The sequence below is a fragment of the Galactobacter valiniphilus genome (assembly GCF_003575975.1).
GTDB lineage: Bacteria > Actinomycetota > Actinomycetes > Actinomycetales > Micrococcaceae > Galactobacter > Galactobacter valiniphilus.
This window is the reverse complement of record NZ_QQXK01000006.1, coordinates 129,294-144,992: the sequence shown is the minus strand read 5'-3', so window position 1 is coordinate 144,992 and position 15,699 is coordinate 129,294. Positions and strand designations below refer to the sequence as shown.

The following is a 15,699-nucleotide window of genomic DNA, read 5'->3' as shown; positions in this document are numbered from 1 at the left end:
AACCGCGAGCACTACCGACTACGCATGCTCCTCATCGGCGGCGGACTGACCCACCCCCACCTGAAGTAGGAAGAGCCGTGAATGCTCACCTCATCGTCAAGTGCACGGGTCCCAACGCCAAGGGAACCAAGATCAACCTGGCTTCGCGCATGACCGACGGCAAGCGACTAGGGAAGACGTCAACGGCCAAGGGCAATGGTTCAGCGCGCGTGGGCGGCGATCTTCGTTGCGTATCGCAGAAGCGCGCTTATCGCGCGTACGGTGTTGCCACCTTCAGGTACCCCGCGGGTTACACCCCGGCAACGGGATCCGGAACCGCGAAAAGCGCTGCGAAGGCTTTCCGTAAGAACGCCAAAGGCCTCTGCACCACCAACTAGCTGATGGCGCGTGGAGGGGCGGAGCGGTCGGCGCCGGGTCCGCCCCTCCAACCACCCGCCGTCGGGCCCTCCCCGTAGGCTCGGTCCATGCCCCGCTTCATCTTCGACACGGCCTGCACGCTCAACGGCTTCCTCGCCACGAAGGACCACTCCCTCGAGTGGCTCTTCGCCGTCCCCGGAGCCGAGGAACCGGACCCCACCCTCCTCCCCGAGAACATCTCGGTGCTCGTGGAGGGCTCCCACACCTACGAGTGGGTCCTGAAGAACGAGGACATCCTGGCCCACCCCGAGCGCTGGCAGACCTTCCACGGCTCCCGCCCCACCTTCGTCTTCAGCTCGCGCGAGCTCCCCGTCCCCGAGGGCGCCGACGTGCGCATCGTCTCCGGCGACCCGGCGGATCACCTCGAGGCGATCCGCGCCGCGGCCGGCGACGGCGACGTCTGGATCCTCGGGGGCGGCGAGCTCGTGGGTCGCTTCGCTGACGCCGGGGCGCTGGATCGCGTGGCCCTCACGCTGGCGCCGGCCACCCTCGAGGACGGCCACGCCGTCCTCCCCCGCTCCCTGGGCGCGGAGCGCCTCACGCTCGTGGAGGCCCGGCAGGCCGGGCCCTTCGCCCGCCTCGTGTACGACGTCGCACGGCCGACCTGAGTGCCCCTCCCCGCCTCCGGCACGGCGGGACTGCCCTTCCCCTGAGGCCCGCCGTGGGCTAGCTTCGCAGCATGATCCGGGGGAATCAGCTACGCAGCACACCGTCCGCCCGCCGACCAGCGGCCTTGCTCGCGTACGCGCTCACGGCGGCGCGCGGCCTGGCCGCGTGCTCCGGCACCGGCATCCCCGGGGTGCCCACCGACGGCACCAGCACGGCACACCCCGAGCCGCACCCCAGCACGCACGGCGGCCGGAGCTATTCCCTCGAGGTGTTCGTGAACGGCGACAACGCTCGCCTGGCCGACGTCGCCTCGGTGACCGTGTGCCTGCCACCCACAGACGGCGCGGGTTGCCCCGACGGCCCGAGCCTCGCGACCGATCGCCTGAGCACCTTCGAATCGGGGGCCAACCGCTCCACGCTGCGCGCGGGCACGGCACTCCCCAAGCGCTGGGACTACATCCAGGTCGAGGTCAACGACGCCAGCGGCGTGCGGCTGGCCAAGGACATCCTCGAGGCCCAATGGCAGCTCACCGATAGCGAGGACCACGGCATCGGCCAGGCCGATCTGACGATCCGGCTCGAGTGACGCTGGCGTTGGCTGATCAGCCGAGCGGACGATGACAGCACACTGCCCGAGCCGTAGCGTTGGCCCATGGAGACGCACATCAGGAGGCTCCCCACACAGGGCGTCGTGACGTTAGCCCACGCGATCATCGCGTTGGGCGTCTGCCTCGTGGTCATCGGCCTCGTCGCCGCGTGGGGCGCGCAGAGCTCCCTCGGCCCGCTCCTCTTCCTCGTCGGTTCTCTCGTGGCCGTCGTGGGCGGCGCCGTCCGCTACGACGCCGTCCGGCGCCTGAGCAGCTACTCCCCGGGCGATCCGCAGTTTCGCCCGGACCACAGGCACTGACAACGGCATGAGCCGCCGGACCCACGAAGGGTCCGGCGGCTCGTTCGCTTGCCCGTCGCGGGCGTCGCGCCTACTTGGTCTGGCGCGGCAGGCCCTTCGGGTTCACCTCGGTCTTCTCCACCTGTTCGCCCTGCAGCTGCCAGCGCGTGAGCGCCGCCGTGAGCTTGCCCGAGGTCCGCGCGGCCTCCAGCACCGTGGCGACCGGCTGCACCAGCCCGTTGCCCTTGGCCGTCACGACGCCCACGTCGGAGTTGTCCGGCCAGCCGGCGTTCACGCGCCCCACGGTGCGTAGCTCGGGATCCACCTGCGCCTGGTACACCGACGTGGGGTTGGGTCCGAAGGAGGCGTCCACGCGGCCGGACTTCAGCGCCAGCAGCGCGGCCGACTGGTCGTCGTAGTAGACGAGCTCGGCCGGGGCCAGGCCCGCCTTCTCGTTGGCCTTGTTCCACGCCGTCAGGATCTTCTCCTGGTTGGTCCCGGAGCCCACCACGATCTTCAGGCCTGCGATGTCCTTGGCCTCCTTGACGTCCTTGAGCGGCGGACCCTTCGTCACGAGGAAGGTGTGCAGGCCGTGGCGGTAGGTCGCGAAGTCGAAGAGGTCCTTGCGTTCCTCGGTCACGCCCACGTTGGAGAGCACCACATCGTACTTGCCGCTCTGCACGCCCAGCGGCCAGTCGGCCCACGCCGTCGTCTCGACGCGCAGCTTCAGGCCCAGGCCGTCGGCGATCAGCTGGGCCACGTCCACGTCCGAGCCGATGAGCGTCTTGCCGTCGTCCGCCGTAAACGAGATCGGCGCGCTGGCGCCCGTCGTTGCCACCGTGAGCTCCCCCGCGTGGATCGGCGTGAAGCCGGAGTCCTTGAGCTGCTGCACGGCCGCCGGCACCTGGTCGAGGTGCACGCGGCCCTCCTGGGCCGCCGAGGTGTCGAGCCCATGGGAGGCCGCCGCCGTGGCGGCGGCGCGCTGGGTGTCCCCGCCCGACGTCGGGCGGTTCGGTGCCAGCGCCGTGCCGCCCACGGCGGCTGCCACGACGGCGAGGGCGCCGATCCCGGCCACGAGGCGCTGTTTGGGCGAGAGCGTGCGGCGCGAGGCCTGGCTGGGTCCTGCCTCCTCGCTGGGTGGGAAGGCGGGCTGGGTCTGTGCGGGGTCCGTGTGGGACATGAGGGCACCTCCGGCTAGAGATTGTGCTGGCAGGCGTCGCCTGCTTCAGGGGGTCTGACGCGGCGGGGTGCCGCGCCTCCGATCACGCTAGGGGCCCGGCGCGGCCGGCGCGCGGGCCGCGTTGCGCGGGGACCGCCGGCGTCACGCACCGTCACGCTCGGGGGCTGTGAGTTCCCTGCTGGGTGCCCCGTCACCCTCGCGCGTCACACGCGCCGCGCCTACGCTCCGCCCCATGACCACCACGCTGATCACCGGAACGTCCTCCGGCATGGGCCTCTTTGCCGCCATCGACCTCGCCCGCCGCGGGCACCGCGTCATCGCGACGCTGCGCCGGCCCGACGCCGCGCACGCCTTGCGTGCCGCGGCGGCCGAGGCCGGCGTGAGCGTCGACCTCCGCGCCCTCGACATCACGGATGAACGGGCGAGCCGCGACGTCGTCGCGGCGGTGCAGGAGCAGTACGGGGGCATCGACGTGCTCGTGAACAACGCCGGCCTCGGGATGGTCGGCACCGCCGAGCAGCTGGACATGAGCGCCATCGAGGAGCAGATCGAGGTGAACTACCTCGCCCCGGTGCGGCTGACCAAGCTCGTGCTGCCCGGGATGCGGGCGGCCGGGCAGGGGCGCATTCTGTCCGTCACGAGCGTGGGCGGCGCCGTGGGCCAGCCCTTCGCCGACGCCTATTGCGGCGCCAAGTTTGCGCTGGAGGGCTTCATGCAATCGCTCGCGCCGGTCGCCGAGCGCTTCGGCGTGCGCGTGAGCGTCATGGAGCCCGGCGCCGTGGCGACCTCCTTCGTGAAGAACGCCGTGCGTCCCGAGGTGGAGGACGGCCCCTACGCGGAGCTGCTCCCGGCCTACTACCGCCGGACCGAGGCGGCGTTTGCCGCGGCGCAGAGCGCCGAGTCCGCGGGAGCCTCCATCGCCGAGGCAGCCTGCGATCCCTCGCCCGTGTTCAGGTACCAGAGCTCGGACGGGGCGACGGCGTTCGTCTCCGCCTCGCTCGCGGACACCGACGGCGAGCGCGTGCTCGGCTTCACGCGGGGGTGGCTCGCATAGCGGTCCCGGCGCCGCTGGGTCTTGACCGCCGTCTCCGCATAGGCAACCATTTGGTTGCATGAGAGACAGCATCGAAACGTCCATCGACATCAATGCCACGCGCGAGCGGGTCTGGGGCCTGGTCTCCGAACCCGGGTGGTGGATCAACAACGGGGCCCTCGGCGGAGACAGGATTGAGCGCTGCGGCGACGAGTGCCTCGTGACGGACCCCGAGCTCGGCGCCTTCGCCGTGGGGGTGCTCGCCCTCGAGCCGCTCGAGCGCGCGGTCTTCACGTGGCATCCGGGCGGGGACGACGTGCCGCGCACCACCGTCGAGTTCGTGCTGTTCGACGCCGCGCCCGGCGTGGTGACCGTCCGCGTCACCGAAACCGGCTTCGCCGCCATGAGCCCCGAGGCGCATGCGCGCAACTACGGCGCCAACGTGGAGGGCTGGGGCGAGGAGCTGGGCCTCGCCCGCACCGCCGCGGAGGGGGCCCCGGGTGCCCGTTGACGCGGCGCTCGTGCGCACCTTCCACGCCCTCGCCGATCCACTGCGGCTCGAGATCCTCGGCCGCCTGGCCGCGGCCCCGAGCGGCGTCACCGAGCTGGCCCACGAGCTGCCCATCACCCGACAGGGCACGGCCAAGCACCTGGCCGTGTTGCGCGAGGCGGGGCTGGTGACGGCCTCCACCGCGGGGCGCGAGTCCGTCTACCGCGTGCAGGCGGTGGTGGCCTCCGATGCGGCGCGGTGGCTCGAGGCCGCCTCAGCGTCCTGGGACACGCAGCTCGGGTTGCTCAAGGCCGCCGCCGAGGCACCGCCTCAGGGCCCCGGCGGGGCCGCCGAGGACTGACGCAACGCGGCCCGCAAGCCGCCGACCCCTCGGAAAAGGTGGGTGACCAGCCCCAGCCGCGTCGCACCGTCGAGCTTGTGGCGTGAATCGTCGGTGAAGAACACCTCGGACGGTTCAAACCCCAGCGCCGCCAGGACGTGCTCAAACGCCGCCGGGTCGGGCTTGGCCGCGCCGATGGTGGCCGAGTTGAACACCCGATCCACGCGGGCAGCGATCCCGCTCTCCGCCAGCTCGGCGTCGATCGTGTCGGTGCCGTTCGTCAGGATCGCGACGATGGTCCCCTGAGCACGTAGCTCGTCGGCGAGCTTGAGCATGGCCTCATCGGCGTGGAAAGGCTGACGCCCCCACGCCTCACCCGCCGCCGGGTTTCCCACCGCCTCGCCGACCTGCCTCACCCACGCACTGCGCGTGATGGCGCCGGTCGTGACGGCGTACAGCAGGGCCGGCTCGAACGCAGCGGCATCGAGGGCCCCTGCGGGGAGCCCGTGCTCGGCCTCCACGCGCGCGACGAAGCCGGCGTCGAAGTGGCGCAGCACGCCGTCGAGGTCGAAGAGGACGCAACGGATCATGACCAGGAACGTAGCCGCGCCCCTGCGCCCGTGCGTCGCGGCTCGCCGCGCTCTGGCGACGCGCCCCGACACGAACGGTCGGCTCGAAACGTCACACAACGTCACTGCGGGACCACCTTCGCCGCAACTTGGCGGGTCCCACCCCACGCGGGCCAGGCTCTATGCATGGTCAATCCAGCCCCCACCCAGCAGCCGCTCGGGGGCCGGGACACCGGCGCATTCGCCCCGGGTCCCCAGTCCGGGCGGCAGTCCAACGCACTCGTCTTCATCGGAGCCGGCCCCCGGGCCCTCATGCTCCTGGAGCGGCTGCTCGCCCACCGCGATCCCGCCACGCAGCTCGCCGTGCACCTCGTGGATCCCTACCCCGTCGGCGCCGGCCGCATCTGGCGCGGCGGGCAGTCGCCGCTGCTGCGCCTGAACTCCACGGCCCGCGACGTCACGATCTTCGCCGACGCCGACGCGACGCTTGCCCGCCCCGCCACGACGGGCCCGTCCCTGGCCGAGTGGGTCTCAGCCGTCCGCGAGGGCGAGCTGAGCACGGTCTCCCCGCTCGATATCGTGCTTGAGCGCGAGCTCTTCACGCTCTCCCCCGACGACTTCCCGAGCCGCCGCCTCCACCACGCCTACCTCGAGTGGGCCACGCGCCGGCTCCTCGACGGGCTTCCGGCGGCCGTCACGGTGCACGTCCACGAGGACACCGTCCAGCGCGTCGAGTCCGCCGCCGGCGGCCAGGGCCCGGAGACGGTCCACCTGGCCTCTGGCGTGACGCTGACCGCGGACGCCGTCATCTACACCGTGGGCCACACCGAGACCGAGCCCACCCGCGCGCAGGCCGGGCTCGCCACGGCAGCCCGCGCGGCCGGCCTGACCTATCACCGCCCGGCTTACACCGCCGACGTCGATTACTCCGACCTGCTGCCCGGCGAGGACGTCATCGTTCGCGGACTCGGCCTGGCGGCGGTGGACCTCGTGGTGCTCCTGGCCCAGGGCCGCGGCGGGCGCTTTGTGCCCGTGGAGGGGCACGAGCTCCTCCCGGCCTCCAAGGCCGCACTGCGCTACCTCCCCTCCGGTCGCGAGCCGCGCCTGCTGCTCGGCTCCCGCCGCGGCGTCCCCTACCGCAGCAAGTCGCTGCAGCAGCTCGATCACGCCCCGGCGGAGCCCGAGGTGTTCACGGCCGAGCGCGTCGCCGCCGCGGTGGCCGCCGGCGCCACCTGGGACTTCGAGCAGGACGCCTGGCCGCTCATCGCGACCGAGCTGCACCTGGCCCACTACCGCGAGCTCTTCCACGCCCACCCGGAGCGCACGCGCGGCACCTGGGAGCGCACCCGCGAGGTCATCCTCACCACGGCGTGGGACTCCGCCGCCCTGCGCGGCCACCTCCTGCAGGCGGCCCCGGAGGACATCGATCGCTTCCACGTCAGCGAGTGGGACCGCCCGCTCGAGCGCCTCACCGTCGCCACCCGTGCGGAGCTTGACTCGATCCTGAGCGGCCACATCCTCACGGACCTGAAGCAGCACCGCCACCAGGCCCACAGCGCCTCGCTCGCCGTGTTCCACGCGGTGCTCGGCGTGCACGTGATCCTGGCCGGCGCGCCGTCGACGCTGTGGAACCGCCGCTCCCGCGAGGAGTCGCTCCCGACCACGTGGCAGTCGTTTGCCTCCTACCTCACCTCCGGCCCGCCGCCGGAGCGGCTCGAGCAGTTGCTCGCGCTCGTCGAGGCCGGCGTCGTGGGTTTCCTCGGCCCCGACCTCAAGGTGGAGCTCTCGCCCGACGGCGGCTCCTTCCGGGCCCACAGCCCGGCGGTGGCCCAGGGCACCACGGCCCGCGCCCTCGTCGACGCCTGGCTGCCCCGCATGGATCCCGAGGCCTCGAGCAATCCGGCCCTCGCCGATCTCGCGGCGGTGGCCGCCCTCGCCGGGCGTCGCATCGACGTGGACCCCGCGACGGCCCGCGTCCGCGCCGCCGCCGGTGGATTCCTCGCCCGCCGCTGGGCGCTCGGCGCCGCCACCTCCACGCCGGACGCCGGCGCCTTCTCCCGGCCGGGCGTCAACGCCCTGCCCTTCCGCACCACCGACGCCGCGGCCGCCTCGATCATCGAGACCCTCGCCGCCGACCACGCGGCCCACCGCCGGGCACCGGCCCCCGCCCACCTCCCCACCGCCTTGGAGACAGCATGAGCACCCCCGAGACCACCCAGCCCCCGCACCTCGCCCTCTCGATCGACACCGCGGATCTTCCCGCCGGTGCCGCGCCGCTGGCCGCCCTGAGCGCCCTCGCCCAGGCCGCCGAGGCCGGCGGCGCCACGGCGCTGATCCTGCGCGACGCGCTCGTGGCCGACGCCGACCACGGCCCGCGAGGGCTCGACGCCTCGCTCGCCGCCGCTTCACTCGGCCCGCTCACCTCGCGCCTCGGCCTCGTGGTCGAGGTGCCGAGCGCCGTCACGGAGCCCTTCCACACCGCCACGGCGGCCCAGACCCTCGACCACGCCTCCCTCGGCCGGGCCGGCCTGGCGCTGCGCACGCCCTCGGCGGCCGAGATCGCCGCGTCCGGCAAGCGCTGGGCGGCGGCGGGCGCCGGGACCGGCGAGCGCGCGCTCCTGGCCGACGCCTCGGACAGCCTCGAGGCCATCGATCGGCTCTGGGAGAGCTGGGAACCCGACGCGATCATCCGCGACGTGTCCACCGGCCGCTTCCTGGACCGCAACCGGATCCACGACGCCGCCTTCGCCGGCGAGACCTTCACGGTGGAGGGCGCCTCCATCACCCCGCGCTCGCCCCAGGGGCGCCCGCCCGTGTTCGTCACGGTGAGCACGGCGGCCGAGGCCGCGCTGGCGGGCCAGCGCGCCGACGTCGCGCTCCTCGCCCCGGACGGGGGCGCCTCCACGGTGCCCGACGCCGGCTGGCTGAACCCGGTGCGTGCCCTCGCCGACGCGGTGCTCGCCGAGGCGGCGGCCGAGCGCTCCGCCGGGGCCACCGAGGCGGCCCCGGCCCTCTGGCTCGCCCTCCCGGCCTCGCTGCCGGCGGCGACGATCGCCGAGGCGCTCGGCGCCGCCCGCTCGGCTTGCCTCGCCGTCGCCGGCGTGAGCCTCCGGCTCGACGCGGGCCAGGCGGCCCCCGGGGCCGTCTCCACGCTCCTCGCGGCGCTCGGCGACGCCGTCCCCCTGCCCAGCCACGCGGCGTCGGGCACCACCCTCCGCGCCGCGCTGGGTCTCTCCCCCGCCCTCAACCCCCACGCCGCCGCCCGCCAACTCCGCCTCCAGGAGGCCATCTAAATGAGCACGCCCTTCCGCCCCGTCCACCTCGTGGCCCACTTCCCCGGCGTCAACGCCAACACCGTCTGGAGCGCCCCGGAGTCCGGCAGCCAGATCGACTTCGCCTCCTTCAAGCACTTCGCCCAGACAGCGGAGCGCGGCCTCTTCGACTACTTCTTCCTGGCCGAGGGCCTGCGCCTGCGCGAGCAGAACGGCGAGATCCTCGAACTGGATGTCGCCGGCCGCCCCAACACGCTCTCGATCCTGGCCGCCCTGGCCGGCGTGACGGAGCACCTCGGCCTCGTCGGCACCCTCACCACGACCTTCAACGAGCCGGTGGAGCTGGCCCGCCAGCTCGCCACCGTGGACGCGCTCTCCGGCGGCCGCGTCGGCTGGAACGTCGTCACGAGCCCCGACGCCTTCCACGGCGGGAACTTCCGCCGCGGCGGTTACCTCCCCTACGAGGAGCGCTACGAGCGCTCCGAGGAGTTTGTGCGCCTCGCCAAGCGGCTCTGGGACGCCGCCGCCGACGGCGTGGCGCACGTGAGCCACCACGGCAAGCACTTCGACGTGGACGCGGCGGTCCGCCAGCCCGTCTCCCCGCAGCGCTACCCCGTCATCGTGCAGGCCGGAGACTCCCCGGCCGGGCGTGACTTCGCCTCCGCCAACGCCGAGGTGATCTTCTCGCGGCACTCCAACCCCGCCGACGGGCGCGCCTTCTACGCCGATGTGAAGGGCCGCCTGGCCTCGGTGGGCCGCACCGAGGACTCGCTCAAGATCCTGCCGGGCGCCGGCTTTGTCCTGGGCGACTCGCTCGCCGACGCCGCCGACAACGCCGAGCGCATCGCAGCGCAGCAGGTCTCGGCCGCCACCGCCATCAACACGATCGAGCAGCTCTGGGGCCAGGCGCTGCCTGGCTTCGACCCGGACGGCCCGCTGCCGAGCTTCGATCCGGTGCAGGAGGGCGTGATCCGCCAGGGCCAGGTGCGCCACTTCAAGGATCCGAAGGCCGTGGCGGATCAGTGGCGCTCGCAGGCCCAGCGCGAGGGGCTCTCGGCCCACCAGCTCATCATCAAGAACACGGCCCGCCCCTCCTTCATCGGCACGCCGCATCAGGTGGCGCTCGGGATCGCCGAGGCCGTCGCCGACCGCCAGTCGGACGGCTTTGTGCTGGTCCCGCACCTCACGCCCACGGGCCTCGACGGCTTCGTCGACACCGTCATCCCCGAGCTGCAGGACCTCGGCGCCTTCCGCACCGAGTACACGCCGGGCGAGACGCTCCGCGAGCGCCTCGGCCTGCCCGCCGATCCGCCAGGCGTGGGTTCGCCCGACGCCGCCGCGGCCGCCCCCGGGAGAAGCGCATGAGCCGCGCACTGGCAGAGGGGAGGCCCCGGACCGAAGAACTGCCGGGCACCTGGCGCATCGCCCCCGTCTCCGACCCCTCGGTGCAGATTCTGCTCGAGGACCTCGTCCGCGAGTACCACGAGCGCTACGGCGACTCCCTCGGCGGGTCCCCGCACAGCGCGCGCGAAGAGGTGGAGCGCTACCCCGCTCACCGCTTCGAGGCACCCGAGGGAACCTTCCTGGTCTACGAGGAGAACGGCGAGCCGCTCACGGGCGGCGCGTTCATGCGCTTCGACGAGAGCACCGCCGAGGTCAAGCGGGTCTGGACCCGCTCCGACCAGCGCGGCCGGCGCCTCGCGGCCGCCACGATGGCCAGGCTCGAGGAGCGCGCCCGCGACCTCGGATACTCCCGGATCTACCTGACCACCGGCCCCGCCCAACCCGAGGCCGTCGCCCTGTACCTGCGCACGGGCTACACGCCGGGCTTCGACCCGGAGCATTACCCCGCCAACCAGGTGCCCCACCCCTTCAGCAAGAACCTGCTGACCCCAGACCCCGGCGCGCACCGCGCCGGTCAACCCATCGATCCCGGGGCGGTAACCGCCACCCCGGCCTCATCCAAGGAGCAGATCGCATGACCGCCACCGTCAACCCGCGCGCAGCGCGGGACACGACGCCGCTCGCGGCGGGCCAGCCCCGCCCCGACGGCGCGCCGGGCCACGGACCCGGGCCCGCGCCGTCGAGCACCTCCCCCGACACCGCCCGCGCCGCCCTGCCCGTGGTGCGCCGCAAGCACGTGGGGCGCTGGGTGACCGCCGCCCTCCTGACCTTCCTTGCCGCCCAGTTCCTGTTCTCCCTCGCCACGAATCCCCGCTACGAATGGGGCGTCTTTGCGGAGTACTTCTTCGCGCCTGTCGTGCTCAGCGGCCTGGGCCTGGCCCTGCTGCTGACCGTGCTCGGCACGATCCTCGGCTTCGCGCTCGGCACGGTGCTTGCCGTGCTGCGCCTCTCCCCGTCGCCGCTGCTCTCCGCGCCGGCCTGGGCCTTCGTGTGGTTTTTCCGCTCGGTCCCGCTCGTGGTGCTGATCCTGGTCTTCTACAACCTGGGCTACCTCTACCCCACGCTGGGCCTGGGTACGCCCTTCACGACCGACTACTGGCTCGTTGAATTCCAGACGACGCTGACCATCACGGCCTTCGCGGCCGCCCTCATCGGCATCTCGCTGCACGAGGCCGCGTACGCCTCCGAGATCATCCGCGGCGGCATCCTCTCCGTGGACGCCGGCCAGCTCGAGGCCTCCGCGGCCCTCGGCCTGCCAGCCACCGTGCGCTTCTTCCGCATCGTGCTGCCGCAGGCGGCGCGGGCCATCCTTCCCAACGCCTTCAACCTCGTGATCGGGCTCATCAAGGGCACCTCCGTGGTGTTCGTGGTGGCGCTGCCGGAGATCTTCTACACGGTCCAGGTCATCTACAACCGCAACGGCCGCGTGATCCCGCTGCTGCTCGTGGCCTGCGTCTGGTACGCGCTCATCACCACGCTGCTCTCCATCGCCCAGTACTACGTGGAGCGCCGCTTCGCCCACGGCACCTCCCGCGTGCTGCCGCCCACGCCGCTGCAGCGCGTGCGCGGGGCGCTGGCCCGCTGGTGGCGTTCGCTCGCCTCGGAGGGCACGACGGCGCCGCCGCCGGGTTCGGCGGGAAGCGCCGCCGCCGCTGCGCTCGCCACCGAGACGCAGGGGGTCACGCGATGAGCGCGCCCGTCCTGCAGCCCCGTTCCTCGGCCCCGGCCGGCGCCGGCCGCGGCACCGGCGCCGAGGTGGTCATCGACGCCGTGAGCAAGTCCTACTCCGGGACCCAGGTCCTGAACGACGTGAGCCTCACGGTCGCGGCCGGCGAGGTCGTCACCCTGATCGGTCCCAGCGGCTCCGGCAAGTCCACGCTGCTGCGCACCGTGAACCACCTGGAGACGGTGGATTCCGGCTCCGTCACGGTGGGTGGGGAGTACATCGGCTACGCCCTGCGCGGCGGGGCGCTGCACGAGCTGCCCGAGCGGGAGGTGCTGCGCCGGCGCACCAAGGTGGGCCTGGTCTTCCAGCACTTCAACCTGTTCCCGCACCTGACGGCCGTGGAGAACATCGCGATCGCTCCCGTGTCGCTCAAGCGGCTCTCCCAGGCCGAGGCGACGGAACGGGCCAGGGCGCTCCTGGCGCGCGTGGGCCTCGAGGGTCACGGGGACAAGTTCCCCCGCCAGCTCTCCGGGGGCCAGCAGCAGCGCGTGGCGATCGCCCGGGCGCTGGCCCTGGAGCCGGAGGTGTTGCTCTTCGACGAGCCCACCTCGGCGCTGGATCCCGAGCTGGTCGGCGAGGTGCTCGAGGTGATCCGCGAGGTGGCCGGTGACGGCACCACGCTCCTCATCGTGACGCACGAGATCGGCTTCGCCCGCGAGGTCTCCGACCGCATCGTCTTCCTGGACGGCGGCGAGATCGTGGAGCAGGGAACGCCGGAGCAGATCCTCTCTCACCCCACCCAACAGCGCACGCGCGACTTCGTCTCCCGCGTCCTCTAAGTCATCGGTGCGCCGCAGCGGCGCCCACCCCTTCATCACCTCGTGCCGTCCGCTCAACGCCGGCGCCGCCCACGGCGGCCCGGCGCGAGCGAGCGCGCCCTCACGAAAGGCCGAGCCATCATGGCCAAGAAACTCTCCACCAAGCAGACCCTCGCCCTCTCCGCCGCCGGGCTCCTCGTCCTCGGCGGGGCCACCGCCGGCATCGTCGCCGGGGTGAACGCCCAGCGCGGCACCGAACCCGAGCGCGCCGCGGCCTCGAGCCCCTTCGACCTGAGCGCCGCCGCCAACAAGGACCGCGTCCGGCTGCAGCCCGTCGCCGAGGCCGTGGCCCAGCTCAAGGAGTCCGGCTTCACGCCCGTCACCCCGGGCAAGCTCACGGTCGCGACCTCGGCGAGCGCCCCGCCGCTCTCCGCCCTCGCCTCCGACGACAACACGACCCCGGTGGGCAACGAGGTCGACGTGGCGCAGCTCGTGGCCGACGGCCTGGGCCTCGAGCTCAACGTCGTCAACGTCTCCTGGGCCGATTGGCCGCTCGGCGTGCAATCGGGCAAGTACGACATCGTCTCCTCCAACGTCACCGTCACCGACGAACGCAAGGAGCTCTTCGACTTCTCCTCGACGCGCCAGGACCTGCTGGGCTTCGTGGTGGCCGAGTCCTCCAAGGTCTCCTCGATCACGAAGGCCGAGGACGTCTCCGGCCTGAAGCTCTCCGTCTCCTCCGGCACCAACCAGGAGAAGGTCCTGCTGCAGTGGAACAAGGACCTGGAGAAGGCGGGCAAGAAGCCGGCCGAGCTGATCTACTACGACGACTTTGCCGCCGCCTACCTCGCGATCGACTCCGGCCGCATCGACGGCTACCTCGGCCCGAACCCCACCGCGCTGTACCAGGTGGCCGTGGCCCCCGGCCGCAAGCTCGTGGGCACCATCGAGGGCGGCTGGCCCGCCACCGCCCCCATCGCGATCGGCACCAAGAAGGGCAACAAGCTCATCAAGCCCATCAACACCGTGCTCAACGCCGCCATCAAGGACGGCTCCTACGCCAAGGTGCTCACCCGCTGGGGGCTGAACTCCGAGGGCCTCAAGACCTCCGAGATCAACCCGGCCGGCATCCCGAAGTCCGTGGGCAAGTAGGTCCCCAGCCCCTAGGGTGGGGCGCATGGGGAACCTCTACACGTACTTTGCCGCCAAGGACGACCAGGCGGCCGCCGCGGCCATCGACGGGGAGAGCTTCCCCGACACCTCGCTCGTCCTCGACGCGGGCGTGGACCCGATGGTGCAGCTCGGCACCCTCGAGTCGATCCTCACGGGCCGCCCCTACGAGGAGGTCGAGGACGACCCGCGCTCCGGCCACCTGCTGGCCGACGGCGGGGAGTGCTGGGTCGTGAGCCTCACCGGCACGGTGGCCGCGGCGCTCGCCGCGGCCCAGGCGCCCAGGTGCGCCGAGGCGGCCCTCCCCTGGTCCCAGACCGAGGAGCTCGAGGGTGCCAACCCGGCGGACCTCGCCGAGGTCATCGCCGGGCTGGCTGGGCTGGCGACCCACGCGGCGGCCCGCGGCTGGAAGCTCTACTGCTGGATGTCGCTCTAGGCGCCTGACCACGACGACGGCCCGGTCTCCCCACGCGGGGGCCGGGCCGTTCGTCCTCCGGAACGCGGGACGCTCAGGCGCCGGCGGTCACCGGGAGCTTGGGCAGCACGAGCCCGCGGTCAAAGCGCCGCTCCGGGTCCACCCGATCGGAGACAGCGCGCAGGCGCTCGCCCGTGGCCCCGGGCCAGGCCAGCTCCGCGGCCGCCGGGCGGGTGTCGGAGGAGTAGGCGCCGTAGGTGCCGGTACCGATCGCCTGCAGCGGGGCGAAGGACTCGTCCTCCGACGCGAGGCCCACGGGGTGCACCCACGTGCCCATGAGCAGCTCCTGCGAGCGCCCGGCCCAGGCCGTGTCCTCCACCGCGACGTCGGCCACGGCGCCGCCGAGCGCGCGCAGCTCGCCCACCGCGGTGGCTTCGTGGGCCAGGGCCTGCGCCATGGCCTCGCCTGCCTCCTCGTTGGCGTGATCCACGAGGACGTCGCGCATGTGGATGCGTTGCTGGCCCAGGTGGGGGCTGCGCGGCGTGGGCACCACGTGCACGTAGGGAACCACCTGAGCGTTCTGCTCCATCACGCCGGCCAGGTCCAGGGCGGAGCGCAGCGTGGGCGTCGCGGCCCCTGTGTCGTCCCCGGCCCACACATTCGTGGCCCGGGCGGCAAAGCGCCCGCCGCCCATGGCCTGCACCATGAGGAAGCCCTCCAGCTCGCGCGGGGCCTGCGAGATCCAGTCGCCCCAATCGCGCGTGAAGCGCGGCAGGTCATCCACGAGGTACTGGATGCCCTGGTGCACCACCGAGGCGTTCCCGGCCCGCGTGTGCAGCGGCTGCGCCCGGAACACGAAGTCCAGCGCGATGCCGGCCTGGGTGGCGCCGCCGCGCACGGCCCAGAACAGCTCGGGGTCGGTCGTGGCATCCACCCAGCGGATCTGGCCGTCCGCCGTGAGCACGCGCACGCGCTCGATGCGATCGAGGGTCATGCCCTGCGAGCGGGCGAAGTACCCCAGGCCACCCGCCGTGGCGAGCCCGCCCACGCCGGTGTCGCCCATGTTCCCGCTCGTCAGCACGAAGTCGTGCGGGGCGAGCGCCGCCGCGACGTCGTTCTCCGTGCGCGCCATGACCACGGCGGTGGGGTGACCCACCGCCATGTAGCTCGAGCGCACGCGCTGGTAGCGGGACTCGCCCGGCACCACGACGGCGTCCCGCAGCTCGGAGGGCAGCTCCGGGCACCCGGCCGGGACGCGGGCGGTGTCCTCGCCCCGCGTGGAAACGATCTGGAAGCCGGCCGCGCCGAGCTCGCGGGTGACGTCCTCGTGATCTCGCAGGGTCGCCTCGCCCGAGGCGCTCCCCGCCGCCGCGTAGGCCGCGGAGACGAAGCCCACCTCGTCGGCGGTGATCATGTCCTCGTCGATGACA

Annotated in this window: 18 protein-coding genes; 15 read left to right on the top strand and 3 right to left on the bottom strand. The window is 73.0% G+C overall.

The features are described 5' to 3' along the window. The first annotated feature begins 77 nt into the window (after positions 1-77). The 4 genes from DWB68_RS15930 (at position 78) to DWB68_RS04610 (ending at position 1,933) form a co-directional block, all read left to right on the top strand. Positions 78-377, top strand: a complete 300-nt coding sequence (locus DWB68_RS15930) for a hypothetical protein (protein WP_147391576.1) — start codon at positions 78-80, stop codon at positions 375-377. A gap of 87 nt (positions 378-464) precedes the next feature. Beyond that, a complete protein-coding gene (locus DWB68_RS04620; RefSeq protein ID WP_119423975.1) occupies positions 465-1,025 on the top strand; it encodes a dihydrofolate reductase family protein in 561 nt (186 codons plus the stop codon). Positions 1,026-1,096: 71 nt separating this feature from the next. Next, a complete protein-coding gene (locus tag DWB68_RS04615; protein WP_147391575.1) occupies positions 1,097-1,612 on the top strand; it encodes a hypothetical protein in 516 nt (171 codons plus the stop codon). Positions 1,613-1,678: 66 nt separating this feature from the next. After that, complete coding sequence (locus tag DWB68_RS04610) at positions 1,679-1,933, top strand: hypothetical protein (RefSeq protein WP_119423973.1); 255 nt, start codon at positions 1,679-1,681, stop codon at positions 1,931-1,933. A 70-nt stretch (positions 1,934-2,003) separates the two neighbouring features. On the opposite strand, the gene DWB68_RS04605 is transcribed toward DWB68_RS04610, so the two are convergent. Continuing rightward, the gene (locus tag DWB68_RS04605) at positions 2,004-3,092 is read right to left on the bottom strand and encodes an ABC transporter substrate-binding protein (protein WP_119423972.1); all 1,089 of its coding nucleotides are present in this window, start codon (positions 3,090-3,092) and stop codon (positions 2,004-2,006) included. Between the two features lie 232 nt (positions 3,093-3,324). Here DWB68_RS04605 and DWB68_RS04600 point away from each other — a divergent pair, with 232 nt between their 5' ends. From DWB68_RS04600 to DWB68_RS04590, 3 genes are read left to right on the top strand one after another with little or no spacing between them, the layout of a single operon-like run. Then, positions 3,325-4,146: an SDR family NAD(P)-dependent oxidoreductase gene (locus DWB68_RS04600; protein ID WP_119423971.1), complete on the top strand. Its 822-nt coding sequence runs from the start codon at positions 3,325-3,327 to the stop codon at positions 4,144-4,146. Between the two features lie 58 nt (positions 4,147-4,204). Continuing rightward, positions 4,205-4,636: an SRPBCC domain-containing protein gene (locus DWB68_RS04595; RefSeq protein WP_119423970.1), complete on the top strand. Its 432-nt coding sequence runs from the start codon at positions 4,205-4,207 to the stop codon at positions 4,634-4,636. Then, a complete protein-coding gene (locus tag DWB68_RS04590) occupies positions 4,626-4,976 on the top strand; it encodes an ArsR/SmtB family transcription factor (protein ID WP_119423969.1) in 351 nt (116 codons plus the stop codon). Before DWB68_RS04595 ends, DWB68_RS04590 begins: the two co-directional genes overlap by 11 nt. On the opposite strand, the gene DWB68_RS04585 is transcribed toward DWB68_RS04590, so the two are convergent. Then, positions 4,946-5,545, bottom strand: coding sequence for an HAD family hydrolase (locus tag DWB68_RS04585; RefSeq protein ID WP_119423968.1), 600 nt, complete (start codon positions 5,543-5,545; stop codon positions 4,946-4,948). The genes DWB68_RS04590 and DWB68_RS04585 overlap by 31 nt on opposite strands. A gap of 165 nt (positions 5,546-5,710) precedes the next feature. Here DWB68_RS04585 and DWB68_RS04580 point away from each other — a divergent pair, with 165 nt between their 5' ends. The 8 genes from DWB68_RS04580 (at position 5,711) to DWB68_RS04545 (ending at position 14,290) form a co-directional block, all read left to right on the top strand. After that, positions 5,711-7,723: an FAD/NAD(P)-binding protein gene (locus DWB68_RS04580; RefSeq protein ID WP_119423967.1), complete on the top strand. Its 2,013-nt coding sequence runs from the start codon at positions 5,711-5,713 to the stop codon at positions 7,721-7,723. Further along, positions 7,720-8,817 (top strand): LLM class flavin-dependent oxidoreductase, encoded by a 1,098-nt coding sequence (locus DWB68_RS04575; protein WP_119423966.1) that lies wholly within the window; start codon positions 7,720-7,722, stop codon positions 8,815-8,817. The genes DWB68_RS04580 and DWB68_RS04575 overlap by 4 nt, the downstream gene beginning before the upstream one ends. Next, positions 8,818-10,161 carry an NtaA/DmoA family FMN-dependent monooxygenase gene (locus DWB68_RS04570; RefSeq protein ID WP_119423965.1) on the top strand — a complete coding sequence of 448 codons (1,344 nt, stop codon included), beginning with the start codon at positions 8,818-8,820 and terminating at the stop codon, positions 10,159-10,161. It begins immediately after the preceding gene. Then, a complete protein-coding gene (locus DWB68_RS04565; RefSeq protein ID WP_119423964.1) occupies positions 10,158-10,778 on the top strand; it encodes a GNAT family N-acetyltransferase in 621 nt (206 codons plus the stop codon). The genes DWB68_RS04570 and DWB68_RS04565 overlap by 4 nt, the downstream gene beginning before the upstream one ends. Then, entirely contained in the window at positions 10,775-11,890 is a 1,116-nt protein-coding gene (locus DWB68_RS04560; protein ID WP_119423963.1) for an amino acid ABC transporter permease, read from the top strand. The genes DWB68_RS04565 and DWB68_RS04560 overlap by 4 nt, the downstream gene beginning before the upstream one ends. Then, complete coding sequence (locus DWB68_RS04555; protein ID WP_119423962.1) at positions 11,887-12,705, top strand: amino acid ABC transporter ATP-binding protein; 819 nt, start codon at positions 11,887-11,889, stop codon at positions 12,703-12,705. The genes DWB68_RS04560 and DWB68_RS04555 overlap by 4 nt, the downstream gene beginning before the upstream one ends. Positions 12,706-12,825: 120 nt before the next feature. Then, the gene (locus DWB68_RS04550; RefSeq protein ID WP_119423961.1) at positions 12,826-13,836 is read left to right on the top strand and encodes an ABC transporter substrate-binding protein; all 1,011 of its coding nucleotides are present in this window, start codon (positions 12,826-12,828) and stop codon (positions 13,834-13,836) included. Positions 13,837-13,861: 25 nt separating this feature from the next. Beyond that, on the top strand, positions 13,862-14,290 hold the full coding sequence (locus DWB68_RS04545) for a hypothetical protein (RefSeq protein WP_119423960.1): 429 nt from the start codon (positions 13,862-13,864) through the stop codon (positions 14,288-14,290). Positions 14,291-14,363: 73 nt separating this feature from the next. Here DWB68_RS04545 and DWB68_RS04540 read toward each other — a convergent pair whose 3' ends face one another. Then, complete coding sequence (locus DWB68_RS04540; RefSeq protein WP_119423959.1) at positions 14,364-15,683, bottom strand: FAD-binding protein; 1,320 nt, start codon at positions 15,681-15,683, stop codon at positions 14,364-14,366. Between the last annotated feature and the right edge of the window lie 16 nt (positions 15,684-15,699).

Coding starts and splice junctions, on each gene's coding strand:
- DWB68_RS04620 (WP_119423975.1), top strand. CDS start 465: ATGCCCCGCTTCATCTTCGACACGGCCTGCACGCTCAACGGCTTCCTC.
- DWB68_RS04615 (WP_147391575.1), top strand. CDS start 1,097: ATGATCCGGGGGAATCAGCTACGCAGCACACCGTCCGCCCGCCGACCA.
- DWB68_RS04610 (WP_119423973.1), top strand. CDS start 1,679: ATGGAGACGCACATCAGGAGGCTCCCCACACAGGGCGTCGTGACGTTA.
- DWB68_RS04605 (WP_119423972.1), bottom strand. CDS start 3,092: ATGTCCCACACGGACCCCGCACAGACCCAGCCCGCCTTCCCACCCAGC.
- DWB68_RS04600 (WP_119423971.1), top strand. CDS start 3,325: ATGACCACCACGCTGATCACCGGAACGTCCTCCGGCATGGGCCTCTTT.
- DWB68_RS04595 (WP_119423970.1), top strand. CDS start 4,205: ATGAGAGACAGCATCGAAACGTCCATCGACATCAATGCCACGCGCGAG.
- DWB68_RS04585 (WP_119423968.1), bottom strand. CDS start 5,545: ATGATCCGTTGCGTCCTCTTCGACCTCGACGGCGTGCTGCGCCACTTC.
- DWB68_RS04580 (WP_119423967.1), top strand. CDS start 5,711: ATGGTCAATCCAGCCCCCACCCAGCAGCCGCTCGGGGGCCGGGACACC.
- DWB68_RS04575 (WP_119423966.1), top strand. CDS start 7,720: ATGAGCACCCCCGAGACCACCCAGCCCCCGCACCTCGCCCTCTCGATC.
- DWB68_RS04570 (WP_119423965.1), top strand. CDS start 8,818: ATGAGCACGCCCTTCCGCCCCGTCCACCTCGTGGCCCACTTCCCCGGC.
- DWB68_RS04565 (WP_119423964.1), top strand. CDS start 10,158: ATGAGCCGCGCACTGGCAGAGGGGAGGCCCCGGACCGAAGAACTGCCG.
- DWB68_RS04560 (WP_119423963.1), top strand. CDS start 10,775: ATGACCGCCACCGTCAACCCGCGCGCAGCGCGGGACACGACGCCGCTC.
- DWB68_RS04555 (WP_119423962.1), top strand. CDS start 11,887: ATGAGCGCGCCCGTCCTGCAGCCCCGTTCCTCGGCCCCGGCCGGCGCC.
- DWB68_RS04550 (WP_119423961.1), top strand. CDS start 12,826: ATGGCCAAGAAACTCTCCACCAAGCAGACCCTCGCCCTCTCCGCCGCC.
- DWB68_RS04545 (WP_119423960.1), top strand. CDS start 13,862: ATGGGGAACCTCTACACGTACTTTGCCGCCAAGGACGACCAGGCGGCC.
- DWB68_RS04540 (WP_119423959.1), bottom strand. CDS start 15,683: ATGATCACCGCCGACGAGGTGGGCTTCGTCTCCGCGGCCTACGCGGCG.